The sequence below is a fragment of the Staphylococcus sp. HMSC067F07 genome, from assembly GCF_001837405.1.
Lineage (GTDB): Bacteria > Bacillota > Bacilli > Staphylococcales > Staphylococcaceae > Staphylococcus > Staphylococcus capitis.
This window is the reverse complement of the sequence record NZ_KV832237.1, coordinates 672,268-689,142: the sequence shown is the minus strand read 5'-3', so window position 1 is coordinate 689,142 and position 16,875 is coordinate 672,268. Positions and strand designations below refer to the sequence as shown.

General features: G+C 32.7%; 17 protein-coding genes. 10 read left to right on the top strand and 7 right to left on the bottom strand.

Annotated features, from left to right (window positions below; genetic code table 11):
* The first annotated feature begins 279 nt into the window (after positions 1-279).
* The 10 genes from norA (at position 280) to HMPREF2706_RS10200 (ending at position 12,027) form a co-directional block, all read left to right on the top strand.
* A complete protein-coding gene (norA, locus tag HMPREF2706_RS10245; RefSeq protein WP_002433129.1) occupies positions 280-1,449 on the top strand; it encodes a multidrug efflux MFS transporter NorA in 1,170 nt (389 codons plus the stop codon).
* A gap of 258 nt (positions 1,450-1,707) precedes the next feature.
* On the top strand, positions 1,708-2,187 hold the full coding sequence (locus HMPREF2706_RS10240) for a hypothetical protein (protein ID WP_002433156.1): 480 nt from the start codon (positions 1,708-1,710) through the stop codon (positions 2,185-2,187).
* A 139-nt stretch (positions 2,188-2,326) separates the two neighbouring features.
* Complete coding sequence (gene ybaK, locus HMPREF2706_RS10235; RefSeq protein ID WP_030059113.1) at positions 2,327-2,809, top strand: Cys-tRNA(Pro) deacylase; 483 nt, start codon at positions 2,327-2,329, stop codon at positions 2,807-2,809.
* 219 nt (positions 2,810-3,028) lie between these two features.
* Complete coding sequence (locus tag HMPREF2706_RS10230) at positions 3,029-3,787, top strand: DeoR/GlpR family DNA-binding transcription regulator (RefSeq protein ID WP_002433491.1); 759 nt, start codon at positions 3,029-3,031, stop codon at positions 3,785-3,787.
* Positions 3,784-4,704: a 1-phosphofructokinase gene (pfkB, locus tag HMPREF2706_RS10225; protein WP_030059112.1), complete on the top strand. Its 921-nt coding sequence runs from the start codon at positions 3,784-3,786 to the stop codon at positions 4,702-4,704. The genes HMPREF2706_RS10230 and pfkB overlap by 4 nt, the downstream gene beginning before the upstream one ends.
* A gap of 5 nt (positions 4,705-4,709) precedes the next feature.
* Positions 4,710-6,692, top strand: coding sequence for a PTS fructose transporter subunit IIABC (locus HMPREF2706_RS10220; protein ID WP_037548336.1), 1,983 nt, complete (start codon positions 4,710-4,712; stop codon positions 6,690-6,692).
* Positions 6,693-6,892: 200 nt separating this feature from the next.
* On the top strand, positions 6,893-8,074 hold the full coding sequence (nagA, locus tag HMPREF2706_RS10215; protein ID WP_049428796.1) for an N-acetylglucosamine-6-phosphate deacetylase: 1,182 nt from the start codon (positions 6,893-6,895) through the stop codon (positions 8,072-8,074).
* Positions 8,075-8,310: 236 nt separating this feature from the next.
* The gene (locus HMPREF2706_RS10210; protein WP_002432987.1) at positions 8,311-9,663 is read left to right on the top strand and encodes a hemolysin family protein; all 1,353 of its coding nucleotides are present in this window, start codon (positions 8,311-8,313) and stop codon (positions 9,661-9,663) included.
* Positions 9,664-9,862: 199 nt separating this feature from the next.
* Positions 9,863-10,702: an aldo/keto reductase gene (locus HMPREF2706_RS10205; RefSeq protein ID WP_049428793.1), complete on the top strand. Its 840-nt coding sequence runs from the start codon at positions 9,863-9,865 to the stop codon at positions 10,700-10,702.
* A 215-nt stretch (positions 10,703-10,917) separates the two neighbouring features.
* Entirely contained in the window at positions 10,918-12,027 is a 1,110-nt protein-coding gene (locus HMPREF2706_RS10200) for a glycosyltransferase family 2 protein (protein ID WP_023350684.1), read from the top strand.
* Between the two features lie 52 nt (positions 12,028-12,079).
* Here HMPREF2706_RS10200 and HMPREF2706_RS10195 read toward each other — a convergent pair whose 3' ends face one another.
* The 7 genes from HMPREF2706_RS10195 to queD all read right to left on the bottom strand — a co-directional run bounded on the left by HMPREF2706_RS10195 (position 12,080) and on the right by queD (position 16,874).
* Positions 12,080-13,129 (bottom strand): sensor histidine kinase, encoded by a 1,050-nt coding sequence (locus tag HMPREF2706_RS10195; protein ID WP_030059107.1) that lies wholly within the window; start codon positions 13,127-13,129, stop codon positions 12,080-12,082.
* A gap of 2 nt (positions 13,130-13,131) precedes the next feature.
* Positions 13,132-13,821: a response regulator transcription factor SaeR gene (gene saeR / locus HMPREF2706_RS10190; RefSeq protein WP_049428791.1), complete on the bottom strand. Its 690-nt coding sequence runs from the start codon at positions 13,819-13,821 to the stop codon at positions 13,132-13,134.
* Positions 13,796-14,269: a DoxX family membrane protein gene (locus HMPREF2706_RS10185; protein ID WP_049428790.1), complete on the bottom strand. Its 474-nt coding sequence runs from the start codon at positions 14,267-14,269 to the stop codon at positions 13,796-13,798. The genes saeR and HMPREF2706_RS10185 overlap by 26 nt, the downstream gene beginning before the upstream one ends.
* A gap of 51 nt (positions 14,270-14,320) precedes the next feature.
* Positions 14,321-14,758, bottom strand: coding sequence for a DM13 domain-containing protein (locus HMPREF2706_RS10180; RefSeq protein WP_030059103.1), 438 nt, complete (start codon positions 14,756-14,758; stop codon positions 14,321-14,323).
* A gap of 280 nt (positions 14,759-15,038) precedes the next feature.
* Complete coding sequence (locus HMPREF2706_RS10175; RefSeq protein WP_002433459.1) at positions 15,039-15,638, bottom strand: hypothetical protein; 600 nt, start codon at positions 15,636-15,638, stop codon at positions 15,039-15,041.
* A gap of 99 nt (positions 15,639-15,737) precedes the next feature.
* Positions 15,738-16,451, bottom strand: coding sequence for a 7-carboxy-7-deazaguanine synthase QueE (gene queE / locus HMPREF2706_RS10170; protein ID WP_049428788.1), 714 nt, complete (start codon positions 16,449-16,451; stop codon positions 15,738-15,740).
* 3 nt (positions 16,452-16,454) lie between these two features.
* Positions 16,455-16,874: a 6-carboxytetrahydropterin synthase QueD gene (queD, locus tag HMPREF2706_RS10165; RefSeq protein WP_002433142.1), complete on the bottom strand. Its 420-nt coding sequence runs from the start codon at positions 16,872-16,874 to the stop codon at positions 16,455-16,457.
* Position 16,875 lies beyond the last annotated feature (1 nt).

Below are 16,875 nucleotides of genomic sequence, written 5' to 3'. Positions count from 1 at the left end.
AAAGTACATGGTACTGCTATTCATTTGATGTTCCATCATTATAGACTTTTATTTATATTTATAGCAACTTAATTATACTAAACACAATTGCAAGGCGCTTAAAACATTAGGAATATTTATTGTAAAATGTTAATGAAATATTATACAATGTAGAAACTTTAAGTTAATTAAACAAGACGCATTAATAAGTACATTTTTAATTTGATAGATAACAGATATTTTCAAACGTCGTGAATTAAAATGAGTTTTCAGTCTTACATGTAGAGAGGAGGGCATCTTATGAGAAAGCAATTATTTACATTGTACTTTAATATATTTCTAATTTTCTTAGGAATTGGCCTTGTTATCCCAGTATTACCAGTTTATTTAAAAGATTTAGGTTTAAAAGGGAGCGATTTAGGAGTATTAGTTGCCGCATTTGCACTGTCACAAATGGTTATTTCTCCATTTGGAGGTACTTTGGCGGATAAATTAGGCAAGAAACTCATCATTTGCATAGGCCTTGTTTTATTTTCAATTTCAGAATTTATGTTTGCTGCTGGACAGACTTTTACTATTCTTATGATTTCACGTGTGTTAGGTGGATTTAGTGCAGGAATGGTAATGCCAGGCGTCACAGGCATGATTGCTGATATTTCTAAAGGCGCAGATAAAGCTAAGAATTTCGGGTATATGTCAGCCATTATTAATTCTGGCTTTATATTAGGACCTGGGTTTGGTGGATTTCTAGCTGAAATCTCACATAGATTGCCGTTCTATTTTGCAGGATCTTTAGGAGCTATCGCGTTTACAATGTCTCTCGTTTTAATTCATAATCCTAAAAAAGAAACGACAGATGGCTTTCATCAATATCAACCTGAATTATTTACTAAAATCAATTGGAAAGTGTTCATTACACCCGTTATATTAACGTTAGTTTTGGCATTTGGTTTGTCAGCTTTTGAAACATTATTCTCATTATACACTTCTGAGAAAGCCAATTATTCACCTAAAGATATCTCAATTGCGATTACGGGTGGGGGCATCTTTGGTGCTGTATTCCAAGTTTTCTTCTTTGATAAATTTATGAAGTATATGACTGAACTTAATTTTATAGCAAGCTCCTTACTCTATTCAGCAATAGTTCTTGTGATGTTGATACTAGCCAATGGTTACTGGACAATTATGGTAATTAGTTTCATTGTATTTATAGGTTTTGATATGATTCGTCCAGCTTTAACGAATTATTTCTCAAATATTGCAGGTGATCGCCAAGGATTTGCTGGAGGTCTTAATTCCACTTTTACCAGTATGGGTAATTTTATTGGACCTTTAGTAGCAGGAGCCTTATTCGATGTAAACTTAGAGTTTCCATTATATATGGCTATAGCAGTTTCTTTAAGTGGTATTGTAATTATCTTTATTGAAAAGTGGCTAAGAACTAGGCGTAAGCAATCACAATCTTCATAAAAATATAAATCATTAAACACTCTAAGATTACGAAAAACGTACAACTTAGAGTGTTTTGTTAATTTATAGACATTGAGAACCGTAAATTTTAAGTACCTAAATAAGTTTATATGCGTCTTTTATGTAACAAAAGTAACAACTTCATTAATATAAATGTTACAAACATTACAATCTATTTAAACTGTAACCTACATATCTTTTTTCAAAAATTAATATGTTAAGATAGATGAAAATCTTAAGAGAAATGTGGGTAAGGGGATGAATTTGAAAAATATATTATTGAGTGTTGTAGCCGTAATACTATCAATTTGTTTAGTAGGATTAATTTTCCTAGCTACAAACCAAAATGCTTTAGCAAAAGTACATCAAACGATATGTACATTTTCAAAAGTAAATAAAGTCTCTTATATCGAAGATACATTTAATTTACATTCAAACTATACGGCTAAAGCATCTGAAAAAGATAAGAACGATAAAGATAATGAGATAACGTATAATAAATTCAATAATAAAACTACAAACAATCAAACATCTTATAAATTCACACCACAAGAATGCAACGTGATAGCTTTAAACTACGCAGATCATCATTTGAAAACTAATTATAAAATTGACCATATGCAGAGTGAATCACCTAAAGCTAAATATTCATTCTCAGATGCTAATGGTAAACAACACACAAATATTTCAGTAGATGAAGATGGCCATGTAAATAATGAACAATCTCATTCGAGATAATAATTCACTCTTTCAATAATTCTAGAAAGAGTGAATTTTTATATATGCAGAAAATATAGCAATTCGTTTAAAGAATACGAATTGTTGTTGGACATGTTAAAATATATTGAATCAAAGCTACAATATTGAGGGTGGAAAGATGGCTAAAACTAAAAAAACAAATGCGATGCGTATGCTTGATCGCGCAAAAATTAATTATGAGATGAATACGTACGAAGTCTCGGATAAACATCAACATGGTGAACAAATTGCTAAATTGGTTGGTGCAAATGTTGAAGAAGTCTATAAAACACTTGTGCTTGAAAACGCGAATCATGACCACTACGTCTTTGTAATTCCAGTCAATGCGTCATTAGATATGAAGGAAGCGGCTCATGTAGTAAACGAGAAAAAACTTCACTTAATGCCATTAGAGCAACTAAAACAAGTTACTGGCTATGTAAGAGGTGGTTGCTCACCTATAGGTATGAAACATTTATTTCCAACTACTATTGATGTTTCTGCCAAAAATTTAGACAAACTATATGTTAGTGGTGGTCAACGTGGTATGCAAATCATCATCCAAGTAGACGATCTTATAGAGATAACTCAAGCGCAAGTGGCACATATTACACATAAATAAGAGGGGATATGTGTAATATTATGATTGGTTTTGAAAGAATAGATTATTGATACTAAACTCCCGTATTTACGCGTTCATATTGATTATTTATAAAACATCTATTAATTTAGATGTTTTTTATTTTGTCACAAAATGAATGTTTTTGATTGTTTATGATAATTTATGATTGAAAAATGTAAGCGCACTCATTATAATGATAATTGAGATGGGGTGATAAAAGTGATTTCAGAAAAACGTCACGATTTGATATTGCAAGAATTAGCTAAAAAAGACTTCTTAACACTCCAAGAATTAATAGATAGAACAGGGTGTAGTGCTTCAACGATCAGAAGAGATCTATCCAAACTACAAAAGATAGGTAAATTGCAACGTGTTCATGGCGGGGCAACCCTTAATCAAAATCGTGTAGTAGAACCTGGATTGACTGAGAAATTGACACAGAACCTACGAGAAAAGCAAGAAATTGGTAAACGTGCCGCTCAAGAAATCCAAGACAACGAATGCATTTTCTTAGATGCAGGTTCATCTACTTTGGAAATGATTCAATATATCGATGCGAGAGATATCATTGTTGTCACGAATGGGATGACACATGTGGAACAGTTATTAAAGAATGGGATAAACACTTTAATGATTGGTGGACAAGTGAAAGAAACAACAATGGCAACTGTAGGTGCAAATGCATTGGAAACGTTAAGAAGATATTGCTTTGATCGTGCATTCATCGGAATGAACGGTATGGATTCGAAGTATGGTTTTACAACACCAGATGAACAAGAAGCTTTAATTAAAGAGACGGCAATGAAATTATCTAGTGAGAAATATGTACTTGTCGATCAAACGAAATTTAACCAAGTTTATTTTGCAAGAGTACCATTACTAGATGGAACTAAAATCATTACTTCACAGAAGGCGCTAAAAAATAAAGTCACTGAAGCGTACACCAATCAATATCATTTTTTAGGAGGACAATCATGATATATACAGTTACATTTAATCCCTCAATTGATTACATCATGTTTACAGATGGTTTCGAATTAAAAGGATTAAATAGAGCAAAAGAAACGTATAAATTTGCAGGTGGTAAAGGGATAAATGTTTCAAGAGTACTAAAAACTCTAGATGTTGATTCAACTGCACTTGGTTTTGCTGGTGGTTTTCCAGGAAAATTTATATCAAAAACTTTAGAAGAAAGTAAAATTCATACAGATTTTATTGAAGTAGATGAGGATACTCGTATTAATGTAAAACTCAAATCTGGTCAAGAGACTGAAATAAATGCTCCAGGTCCTAAGGTGACACAAGAGCAATTTCAAGCTCTGATAACTCAAATCAAAAATACAACTAGTGAAGATACAGTTATTGTAGCTGGTAGTGTTCCTAATAGTATTCCAAGTGATGCTTATGCTCAAATTGCTGAGATAACTAAAAACACAGGCGCTAAGCTTGTAGTAGATGCTGAAAAAGATTTAGTTGATACTGTATTACCGTACCGACCACTATTTATTAAACCAAATAAAGATGAGCTTGAAGTAATGTTTAATACGACTGTATCAAGTGATCATGATGTTGTTAAATACGGTAAAGAAATTCTTAAAAAAGGTGCACAATCCGTGATCATTTCTCTAGGTGGCGACGGTGCGATTTATGTGGACGAACACCAAAGTATTAAAGCTGAGAATCCACAAGGTAAAGTCATTAATACTGTAGGCTCTGGAGATAGTACTGTTGCTGGAATGGTAGCAGGCTTAGAATCAGGATTGTCTATCCAAGATGCTTTTAAACAAGCAGTGGCTTCAGGAACAGCAACTGCGTTTGAAGAAGATTTAGCAACTAGGGATGCTATAGAAAAAATTAAATCTCAAGTTACGGTTTCTGTACTTGATGGGGAGTGAATTTAATGAGAATCACAGAATTATTAACTAAAGATACAATTGCAATGGATTTATCTGCATCAGATAAAAATGGGGTTATAGATGAATTAGTCAATCAATTAGATAAAGCAGGAAAACTTAGTGATGTTGCTTCATTTAAAGAGGCTATTCATAACCGTGAATCACAAAGTACAACGGGAATTGGTGAAGGTATTGCGATTCCTCACGCAAAAGTTGCAGCTGTAAAATCTCCTGCAATCGCATTTGGTAAATCTAAAGAAGGTGTAGATTATCAAAGTTTAGATATGCAACCTGCACATTTATTCTTTATGATTGCTGCTCCAGAAGGTGGCGCACAAACTCATTTAGATGCACTTGCTAAACTTTCAGGCATTTTAATGGATGAAAATGTACGTGAGAAGTTAATTAATGCTGAATCTCCTGAAAAGGTATTACAAATTATAGATGAAGCTGATGATGAAGCTACTAAAGAGGAAGAAGCAGAAGCGCAAGAAAATGAAGCAAATGCTTCAGGTGCTGTGGCAAGTACCTCAGCAAGTGAGCATGCTAATGATAGTAATGAGCCATATGTTCTAGCTGTAACTGCTTGTCCAACGGGTATTGCACATACGTATATGGCTAGAGATGCTTTGAAAAAACAAGCTGAAAAAATGAATGTTAAAATTAAAGTAGAAACTAATGGTTCAAGTGGTGTGAAAAACCATTTAACTGAACAAGATATTGAACGTGCAACTGGTATTATAGTTGCGGCAGATGTTCATGTAGAGACTGATCGCTTTAATGGTAAGAATGTTGTTGAAGTGCCAGTGGCAGATGGAATAAAACGTCCTGAGGAATTAATTAACACTGCATTAGACACTAGTCGCAAACCATTTGTTGCTCGTGGCGATAGTGCAAAAGAGAATGACGATAAAAACGAAGAGAAACTTAGCCCTGGTAAAGCATTCTATAAACACTTAATGAATGGTGTTTCTAATATGTTACCACTTGTAATTGCTGGTGGTATTTTAATGGCGATAGTATTCTTATTCGGGCCAAATTCATTTAATCCTAAAAGTTCTGAGCACAATGCGTTTGCAGAACAATTATGGAACATTGGTAAAAATAGTGCCTTCGCATTAATTATTCCAGTTTTAGCAGGTTTCATCTCTCGTAGTATTTCAGATAAACCAGGTTTTGCTGCCGGTTTAGTTGGTGGTATGCTAGCAATTTCAGGTGGTTCAGGATTTATCGGTGGTATTATTGCAGGTTTCTTAGCGGGTTACTTAACTCAAGGAATAAAATATATTACACGTAAATTACCGCAAGCAGTAGAAGGGTTAAAACCAACTTTAATCTATCCAGTGCTTTCAGTAACAATTACTGGTCTTTTAATGGTTTATGTCTTTAATCCTCCAGCTTCATGGCTTAATCATTTATTATTAAATGGTTTAAATAGTTTATCAGGTTCAAACATCATGTTATTAGGACTAGTTGTAGGTGCGATGATGGCAATTGATATGGGTGGACCATTCAATAAAGCTGCATACGTATTCGCTACTGCAGCATTAACTGAAGGAAATGCTGCGCCAATTACAGCAGCTATGATTGGTGGTATGATTCCGCCACTAGCTATTGCTACAACAATGTTAGTCTTTAGAAAGAAATTTACGAAAGAACAAAGAGGTTCAATCGTTCCGAACTATGTAATGGGATTATCATTTATAACTGAAGGTGCAATTCCGTTTGCTGCAGCTGATCCGTTACGTGTGATTCCATCAATGATGGTCGGTTCAGGAGTTGCAGGTGCAATTGCACTAGGTCTAGGCTCTCGAATTAACGCACCACATGGTGGTATTATCGTAATTCTTGCAACTGACTTCAGTCATGTCTTACAAACTATACTTGCATTAGTTGTAGGTACGTTAGTTTCAGCACTATTATACGGTTTCTTAAAACCAAAAGTTACTAAAAATGAAATCCAAGCATCTAAAGCTATGGATGAATAATATAAATTATGAAGAGCTCTTGCTAGAACATTGTTGTTTGGCAAGGGCTTTTTTAATGCATTTTTCTAAGTAGAGAAAATGCATTTAATATGAGATAGGTATCAGGTATAAATAGAAATGAATGATAAGAGGCGCTAATAAAGATATAATAAAATAGCTGAAGAACAATATGACAATATAAAGAAAAGAAGGTTTAAAGAATGTCAGAATATGTAATAACGAATGGGAAAATATACACAGAGGAACAAACGATTGACAAAGGTTTCGTTCACATTAAAGAAGGCAAAATCTTAAGCGTCGGGTCCGGGCATTTTCAAGAGGAAGAAACAGATACTAATGAATCAATTCAATATATCGATGCTAAGGGACAACATATTTTACCAGGATTTATAGATATACATATACATGGTGGATATGGCGAAGATGCAATGGATGCCTCATATGACGGACTTAAACATTTAGCAGAATCACTACTATCTGAAGGTACCACTTCCTTCTTAGCGACAACAATGACTCAATCTACAGAGAATATTAACCGAGCTTTGAAAAATATTGTGACTTATAAAGCACATCAAGACATTGCTAACGCAGCAGAAATAGCTGGAGTTCATTTAGAAGGACCATTTATTTCAGAACATAAAGTAGGAGCGCAACATCCTAAATATGTTCAGCGTCCTTCCGCCGATCAAATTTACGCTTTCCAAAAAGTGGCAGATGGTTTAATTAAAATCATTACATTTGCCCCAGAGGTTGAAGGAGCACAAGAAACGTTAAAGGCCTTAAAGGATAATATTATATTTTCTATTGGTCATACTGTAGCGACGTTCGATGAGGCTAATGAAGCTGTTATGAGTGGCGCTAAACACGTGACCCACTTATATAATGCTGCTACTGGATTTGCTCATCGTGATCCAGGTGTTTTTGGTGCTGCGTGGTTAAATAAAAATTTGAAAACTGAAATGATTGTTGATGGTGTACATTCACATCCTGCTTCTATCGCTCTTGCTTACCAACTTAAAGGTAATAAGAATTGCTATCTAATTACTGATGCGATGCGAGCAAAAGGTATGCCGGAGGGTGAATATGATTTAGGAGGTCAAAACGTTATTGTAAAAGATAAAGAAGCACGTTTAGAAAGTGGCGCGCTTGCTGGCAGTATCTTAAGAATGAATGACGGCCTACGAAATTTGATTAATTTTACAGGAGACAGTTTAGAACGTTTATGGCGCGTAACTAGTTTAAATCAAGCTATTGCTTTAGGCATAGACGATGTTAAAGGAAGCATTGAGATGGGTAAAGATGCAGATATTGTTATATTAGACGATGAGTGCAATGTAAAAACAACAATTAAAAACGGTGTGCCACATCATTTTGGAAAGTAATGTGTAACATTGATTAGGACAATTGTTTTGATTATAATATAGCATTGAGTTTATATTTAACATTCTAGAAACGATGTATGATAAAATAGAAGAAATTACATTTTTTTCGGGGGGTGTCACGATGGGAAGGTCTTAACATGTAGTCGTCACTTATTTAATAACGATGATTTTAAAAACGTGTTACCTATGCGTGACACATATAATATGGAGGTGAATCCCTAGAAATAGGGAATTAATTGGAAACTTCGACCATAATTAGTTTAATCACATTTTTTCTTTTGATTGCATTAACTACGGTATTCGTTGGATCTGAATTCGCACTTGTTAAAGTGAGATCGACGCGAATTGAACAATTAGTTGAAGAAGGAAATAGAAGCGCAAAAATAGTCAAAAAAATGATAGCTAACTTAGATTATTACCTATCTGCATGTCAGTTAGGTATCACAGTTACATCATTAGGTTTAGGTTGGTTAGGGGAACCCACTTTTGAAAAGTTATTACATCCTCTATTCGACTTATTGCATTTACCTGATGCATTAACTACGACAATTTCATTTGTTATATCATTTATTGCTGTGACTTATTTACACGTGGTATTAGGTGAATTAGCACCTAAATCATTTGCGATTCAACATACTGAACAACTCGCATTACTTTATTCAAGACCGCTTTATTACTTCGGTAATATCATGAAACCATTAATTTGGTTAATGAATGGTTCGGCACGTGTGATTGTAAGAATGTTTGGTTTCGATCCAGACGCTCAATCGGATGCGATGTCAGAGGAAGAAATTAAAATTATTATAAATAACAGTTATAACGGCGGAGAAATCAATCAAACAGAGCTTGCATATATGCAGAATATCTTTTCATTTGACGAACGCCATGCAAAAGATATCATGGTACCACGTACGCAAATGGTTACACTCAATGAACCATTTAACGTGGATGAGTTACTTGAAACGATAAAAGAACATCAATTTACCCGTTATCCTATCACTGAAGATGGGGATAAAGACCATGTAAAAGGATTTATAAACGTTAAAGAATTTTTAACAGAATATGCTTCAGGTAAACCGATTAAAATTGCAAACTACATTCATGAGTTGCCAATGATTTCAGAAACTACTCGCATAAGTGATGCGCTTATAAGAATGCAAAGAGAACATGTGCATATTAGTTTAATCATTGACGAATATGGTGGCACAGCTGGTATCTTGACTATGGAAGATATTCTAGAAGAAATCGTTGGTGAAATTCGTGATGAGTTTGATGATGATGAAGTGAATGACATCGTTAAATTGGACGATTCAACATATCAGATTAATGGTCGTGTACTATTAGATGATCTTAATGAACAATATGGTATCGAATTTGAAGATTCTGAAGACATAGATACAATTGGTGGTTGGCTTCAATCACGCAATACGAATTTACAAAAAGATGATTATGTTGATACTGAGTATGATCGTTGGGTTATTACTGAAATCGACAATCATCAAATTATTTGGATCAATTTAAAATATGAATTTAATAATCATCGACCATCTGTAGATGAAGAAGATGAAAGTGAAAATTCTGATTCATAATGCTTTTAAGACGCTTAAACTTAATGTTTAAGCGTCTTTATTTGTATCTCATATAGGCGATAAGTTATGCTTAATGACACAATTTAAAAGAAATATTTCAAATCATTCATGATGGAAGAGAACTACAAAATTAATTTTAATAAATTATATTTTTGTTCCAAACCTATGAAAAGTTTGGATAAAAAGGAGAGAAATATAAATGGTAAATGATACACAAGTTTTAAATAATGGATATCCAATGCCTTCAATTGGTTTAGGTGTTTATAAAATTACTGATGAAGATATGGAAAATGTAGTGAATACTGCTATAGAAACAGGTTATCGTGCTTTTGATACTGCATATTTTTATGGAAATGAAGTAGCATTAGGTAAAGCTTTACAGAATTCAGGAGTAGATAGAGAAGATTTATTTATTACATCTAAATTATGGAATGATTATCAAGGATATGACAATACGATTGAATATTTTAATCAGTCCTTAGAAAACTTAGGTTTAGACTATATTGATCTATTTCTAATTCACTGGCCATGCGAAAAAGATGGTTTGTACATAGAATCTTATAAAGCCTTAGAAAAACTATATGAAGAAGGTAAAATTAAAGCTATTGGAGTTTGCAACTTTAAAAAGCTTCATTTGGAAAAGTTAATGAAGGAAACGGAAGTAGTTCCTCAAGTTAACCAAATAGAATTACATCCTTATTTCAACCAGGAAGACGTTCAAGCATTTTGTGATGACCATGACATTAAGGTAACTGCATGGATGCCTCTAATGAGAAATAGAGGTTTATTAGATGATCCGACAATAGTAGATATAGCGAAACGTTATGATAAAACGCCTGCTCAAATTGTTTTACGCTGGCATTTAGCACATAATCGAATGATTATACCTAAATCTAAGACACCAGAACGAATTGAAGAAAACTTTGATATATTGGATTTTAACTTAGAACTCACAGATGTTGCGGAAATTGATAGTTTAAATAAAGGTGCACGTCAAGGTAAAGACCCCGATGAGGTGAGTATAGGAGATTTGAAATAGTATCAAGCATAGTGATGATTGACTGCGTAAACTTTAAAAAGTTCTATTTTTTACATTATTTTTGAAGAAAATATATTTATTAATTTATAATAAAGGGTAGAAATAAGTATTGAGCTAAAGTTAAGATTATGTAAATAAATAGTTTTGGCTAGAATATACTATTAAGAAATTGATAAAATATTATTAAATCAATTTATAGAAAAGGATGTAATCAGATGAAAGTCAGAGTCATCGTTCCTTGTTATAACGAAGGCGAAGTCGTATTAAAAACTTATGACAAATTGACTGAAATTATGTCGAAGGATAGTTCAGTTAAAAACTATGAATACGATTTATTATTTATTGATGATGGTAGCAAGGACACTACGATTGACCATTTACAAAATCTTGCTGCTTACGATAGCCATGTTAAGTTTCTATCATTTAGTAGAAATTTCGGAAAAGAAGCTGCAATGATTGCTGGTTATCAAAATAGCACTGATCATGATGCTGTAGTGATGATTGATGGCGATTTACAACATCCTCCTGAATATATACCTCAAATGGTTGAAGGATATTTAGAGGGATATGATCAAGTTATTGCTAAAAGAGACCGTAAAGGTGAAAACTTCGCTCGCAAATCTATGTCTCGTTTTTATTATAAAATGATCAATACTTTTGTAGAGGATATTCAATTTGAGGATGGTGTGGGTGACTTTAGATTACTAAGCCAACGTGCGGTGCAAGCCTTAACATCACTTGATGAGTATAATCGTTTTTCGAAAGGATTATTTGAGTGGATAGGTTATAATACTAAGATATTCACTTATGAAAATGTGACACGTGAAGCAGGCGAATCGAAGTGGACATTCAGAAAACTATTAAATTATGGTATTGATGGTTTGATTTCATTTAATAATAAGCCATTGCGTATGATGATTTATTTAGGAATGTTTACTTTCTCAATTAGTATTTTATATATCGTCTATTTATTTATTAATATTTTAATTTCAGGTATTAACATACCTGGTTATTTCACAACTATTGCTGCGATCCTCCTATTAGGGGGGATACAACTTATATCTATTGGCGTGATAGGTGAATATATCGGTCGTATATACTATGAAGTTAAACATAGACCGAAATATATTGTACAAGCGACTAATCTTAAACCTATTGATAATGAATCTAGTCAGAAACAAACACATAATAAAGTTGAAACACCACAATATAAAAATAGAGATGACTATTATAAATTGAGTACTTATCGTAGGGAAAGTGCGCAAGTTAAGTCTAAAACCCAAGCTAGTCAGCAACAAGATCGTTATAAAGAACATGTTTATTAAAGGAAAGAGAGTATCAAAACAAAATTAGTTTTGATACTCTCTTTTGTAATTTTTACGAAAAGTTAAACTTTTTTAATGTAAGCATCATAGTTGTTCCCACATTAAGTTCACTTTCTACTGATATTGAGGCATCGATTTGTTGTGCAAGTTCACTGGCAATGTATAATCCTAGTCCCGAACCACCTGTTTTCGTATTTCTTGAATCTTCTACTCTAAATGTTCTTTCAAAGATGCGAGATTGAAGTTCATGCATAATACCAATGCCTTCATCTTTAATAGCTATATTAATGCTATCTTTATTAGCATTTTCAGAAATAATAATATCAATTCGACTTCCATAATTAGAAAATTTTAATGCGTTATCTAATAAATTAGTCAAAATACGCTCTAAAGGAGGACGATATTGATAAAAAGCGTCAATACGACTACAGAAATTAACTTCCAATGATCGATGTTCAAGTTTAATACGTTGTTCGTAGGTTTGTAATATATTTACAAGTAACTGATCCAATTGAATTAATTCTAATGGATAGGAACGACCTGTGTTAAGTGATATCACATGTGTCATATCATCAAATAAGGTGGATAGACGGTTGGCCTGTTTAATTAACGTCTCATAGGCTGCATGTACTTCTTGATGTTCTTGGATGACTCCATCACGTAAACCTTCAGTATATGAAATAATTCCTGCAAGTGGTGTCTTTAAATCATGGGCAAGATTTTGAATAATTTCAGTTTTTTCCTGTTGTTCATTTTTAATCATGTCCATTTGTTTAGTGATTTCATCTGCCATTTTATTGAATGAGTCATTTAATTCTCTAATTTCTCTGGGTGATTGGAAAGTATCATCATCTATTAAATGCTCACCGTTGACGAACTGTTTCGTCTTAATGTTGAATTGTTTAATTTTCTGGATTAAAGGATTAATAAAGATACTGCATATTAATAGTGTTAAACAACTTGTAATCATTGTCGTAATGCTTAAGCTTAAGGTCATGTGACCATTGAACCACATAAGTTTATACGCAATGACCAGTATAATGGTTGTTAAGAGTACACTGGAAATAACGCCGATAGCGATTTGGCTACGAATAGAGAACATGCTTATCGGCTCCTTTCAAATTTATATCCTAACCCCCATACCGTTGTTATTGTATATGAGATGAAATGATGTTTCTCTAATTTTTCTCGTATGCGATGGATATGAACATTAACAGTATTTGCATCCTCGTAGTAATCATATCCCCAAACATTTTCTAAAAGTTCTGACTTGGAAATGACTTCATTTTCACGAGAGGCAAGGTACCATAATAATTCAAACTCTTTAATACGCATAGGAATTTCTTCGCTATTTATGGTTAATGTTTTACTTTGATTTTTCAAAATGAGACCGTTAAATTCAAGTTGCTCGGTCTGATGATTAGATTGATATTTACTAATACGTGCAAGTAAATTATTTGTCCGTAATACTAGTTCTCTAGGGCTGAATGGTTTCTTAACATAATCATCAGCGCCTAATGTTAAAGCGTAAATTGTGTCGTGTTCTTGTGTCTTAGCTGTTAAGTAAATAAAAGGAATATCAAGTTGCTGTGCTTTCATTTCTTTTACAATATCGTAACCTGAAACTTCAGGCATCATAATATCTAAAATCATGACATCGATTTCTGATGACAGCAATTTGATGGCTTCTCTACCATTTGTTGTCGTTGTTACTTGATAACCTTCATATTCAAAATAAGTCTGACAAATATCTACAATATCTTGCTCATCATATACGATTAGTAAGTGGGTCATGCTTGTCTTCACCTCGGTTGTTACGTACTCTTAATTGAGTGATAACTTCTTTAAGTGAAATCTTATTAATTAGTGAGTGACTCATTAATAAGATTATAAAGAATGCTAATTGTAAAGGGTACGTAAAAATCATATCTGCTAAGATATAATTTATCATAACAAAGGCACCAAAGAAACTTGCAGTATAAGCCAAAACGCCTAAGATTAAACCTAGACCGATTGCCATTTCTCCTAACGGGATAATGAAGTTAAATAAACCTGTGGAATGGGAGACAATATTTTCGAAAAACCATTTATACCATTGCGGAGAATCTGTATTATCGCGAATGACAGGTACTAGACCATTAAGTGTGAAATCGCCTGTAAACTTCTCCAAACCTTGCCGGAAAATGACAATTCCAGAACCTACGCGAATGATAAAAATTATTAATAAACTTAACTTGTTCATAGTTTTTCCTCTCTCTTTCTCTCAATACAAACATATGAATATGTGATTAAGTTATTTTAATTTTGCGCCACCGAAAATGACATGAGCCTTTTCACAATAAATTGTTACTTCGTTGTATTTATTTAAATCAATGTTTTTTAAATTAAATGTTTGTTGAGATTTGTTGTAATCCACTGTTGAAATTTTCTTTCCTGATTTAATATTGCCATCTTTCGTTAAGTATACATATAGGTCTGGTCCTTTAGATGACTTATAGTCTTTAAGCATCAATTTGCCATTTTCAATTTTTGCTGTACCTTCGACCTTTTCGCCATTTTTAGATTTAAATGTACCAGATAATTTTTTTGATTTATCAGTTTTAACTTTGCTTTCTTCTTGTTGTTTATCTTTGTCGTGAGCATGTTCATTATTTGAATTAGAATTTCCACAAGCTCCTAAAGTAAGGGATGTCACAATTGCGCTTACTGCTAATAAATATTTGGTATTCATGATGTATTCCTCTTTTCTATTTGTATTTAAGATAAGTTTAATCGGAGTAACAAATATAAACCATTAACTTTTTATTAACTACATTTAAAAAAGAATTAAATCAAAATAATTTTTATTTATAGATTTAAGTATTAATGTGATTTTAAAGATTAAAATGAAAAGTGGAGGATTAGAAGGTAAAAAAAGACTGAGATAACAATGATTATCTCAGTCCAAATATAGATGTTGGAAATAGGTGAGGAAATTAAGAGTTCTTATTACGATTAACAAAGTATAAGTATTATAAGTTTCCTTTCACAAAAAAGATACCTTGCCACAAAATATATGCTATGAATAGGAAGTAAATAATCACAAATACATACCAAAATGGTGTCAAAATCATCATTAAAGTCAATGATAAAATTATAATAATTGTACCAGTGGTGATAGGTCTTTTAACTTTTCGCAATAAAGACAGGTGTTCGATTTCAGATAACTTAAAGGTTCCTACAAATAGTAATACAGCGCCAATAATAAATATCGCTGGGGCTAAATAAGGTAAAGACATGTATACAGATTGTTCACTAGAAATATCAGTGATAAATTGAGCTAAACTGATGACTATGGCAAATATAGTAGCGATAAATTTTTGTTCTTTTATCAAAAATGGATATAATTTGTGATTTAAATATATCTGTAAAAATGTCCATACTAAAAATAAAATTGTAGTGAATAAAGTTATGAAATTAAACTTATCAATCACAAATATATCAATCACACAGTTGATTGATATTGATAATAATATGGAGCTAAACTTAAGTTGTTTGTATTGATGCCGATATAAGTCTAAACCGGTAACGAGTATGACAACGGCAATATTAATTAATATAAATATAATCATGTTGAACTCCTATCCATAATTCTTCATCTCAACATTATATCAATTAACATAAACTTAATCATTACATAACACTCAAGAAACTTTAACTTATTAATTATTTTAAACTCCTTTTTTATTACTCCACAATAATGTATGTAATTGTGGAAGTACATAAACATGGTTCATCTCATCACTTTCCATCACTCTGTCTACTAGTTCTTCATATCTTTCTAATAATTTATCAGTATGGTTTTCGACTTCATCTTCTAAATAGGGATTACCCACTTGAAGGTAAAATGGAATTGAAGGGTAACGATGGTGAATCATTGTTGCAAATTCATAATCTTCTTCATTAAATATAACAACTTTTAAATTAAGTGTGTCATGTACACATTGATCAATAACTGAATCTAATGTATTTAAATTTGGTTTCATCATTGAACTAGGTGGTTTAGGACTAATGGTTAAATCATTAATTTGAGTCATCCAGGGTTGGAATTTACTTCCTTGTGTTTCTAATGCTGTATAAATATTTTTCTCTTCAAACAAATCTACTAAATCTTGAATTCCTTTAATTAGGGCTGGATTACCTCCTGAGATAGTGACATGATTAAAATGGTTGCCACCTACTTCGAGTAATTCTTCATAGATTTCTTCAGCCGTAAGTAGACGGATATCTTCCTTAGCACTATCATCCCAGGTAAATGCTGAGTCGCACCAACTACAACGATAATCACAACCAGCTGTACGCACAAACATCGTTTTACGGCCAATTACACGACCTTCGCCTTGAATCGTAGGTCCAAATACTTCTAAAACAGGAATCTTAGCCATAAATTACTGAGCATCCTTTGGTCTATAAACTACATAGCTTGTTGGTGTTTCACGTAAGAATACTTGAACACATTTAGGCTGATTATCACGTTTACTCAAGTAGTCTTTTACCATAGTATAAATTGTTTGTGCGACAATTTCTGTAGATGGATTTTTGCCTTTAAATGGTTCTAAATCATTTAATAAATGATGATCGAATTGATTGTGGATTAACTTTTTCAAATCGGCAAAGTTTACAAGGAAACCATTATGATCTAATTCATCCCCAGCTATAGTTATGTTTACGAAATACGTATGACCATGTGTCCTCATACATTTACCAGCATCTTCACAGGGGATATAATGTGCAGCAGAAAAATTAAAGTCTTTATTTAATTCGAATTGGTAGGGGTGCTCTACACTTGGATAGATTTGTTGTAACATA

What these genes read in the sequence shown, in the direction of transcription:
- norA (WP_002433129.1), top strand. Translation starts at nt 280, where the DNA reads ATGAGAAAGCAATTATTTACATTGTACTTTAATATATTTCTAATTTTC.
- HMPREF2706_RS10240 (WP_002433156.1), top strand. Translation starts at nt 1,708, where the DNA reads ATGAATTTGAAAAATATATTATTGAGTGTTGTAGCCGTAATACTATCA.
- ybaK (WP_030059113.1), top strand. Translation starts at nt 2,327, where the DNA reads ATGGCTAAAACTAAAAAAACAAATGCGATGCGTATGCTTGATCGCGCA.
- pfkB (WP_030059112.1), top strand. Translation starts at nt 3,784, where the DNA reads ATGATATATACAGTTACATTTAATCCCTCAATTGATTACATCATGTTT.
- HMPREF2706_RS10220 (WP_037548336.1), top strand. Translation starts at nt 4,710, where the DNA reads ATGAGAATCACAGAATTATTAACTAAAGATACAATTGCAATGGATTTA.
- nagA (WP_049428796.1), top strand. Translation starts at nt 6,893, where the DNA reads ATGTCAGAATATGTAATAACGAATGGGAAAATATACACAGAGGAACAA.
- HMPREF2706_RS10205 (WP_049428793.1), top strand. Translation starts at nt 9,863, where the DNA reads ATGGTAAATGATACACAAGTTTTAAATAATGGATATCCAATGCCTTCA.
- HMPREF2706_RS10200 (WP_023350684.1), top strand. Translation starts at nt 10,918, where the DNA reads ATGAAAGTCAGAGTCATCGTTCCTTGTTATAACGAAGGCGAAGTCGTA.
- HMPREF2706_RS10195 (WP_030059107.1), bottom strand. Translation starts at nt 13,129, where the DNA reads ATGTTCTCTATTCGTAGCCAAATCGCTATCGGCGTTATTTCCAGTGTA.
- saeR (WP_049428791.1), bottom strand. Translation starts at nt 13,821, where the DNA reads ATGACCCACTTACTAATCGTATATGATGAGCAAGATATTGTAGATATT.
- HMPREF2706_RS10185 (WP_049428790.1), bottom strand. Translation starts at nt 14,269, where the DNA reads ATGAACAAGTTAAGTTTATTAATAATTTTTATCATTCGCGTAGGTTCT.
- HMPREF2706_RS10180 (WP_030059103.1), bottom strand. Translation starts at nt 14,758, where the DNA reads ATGAATACCAAATATTTATTAGCAGTAAGCGCAATTGTGACATCCCTT.
- HMPREF2706_RS10175 (WP_002433459.1), bottom strand. Translation starts at nt 15,638, where the DNA reads ATGATTATATTTATATTAATTAATATTGCCGTTGTCATACTCGTTACC.
- queE (WP_049428788.1), bottom strand. Translation starts at nt 16,451, where the DNA reads ATGGCTAAGATTCCTGTTTTAGAAGTATTTGGACCTACGATTCAAGGC.
- queD (WP_002433142.1), bottom strand. Translation starts at nt 16,874, where the DNA reads ATGTTACAACAAATCTATCCAAGTGTAGAGCACCCCTACCAATTCGAA.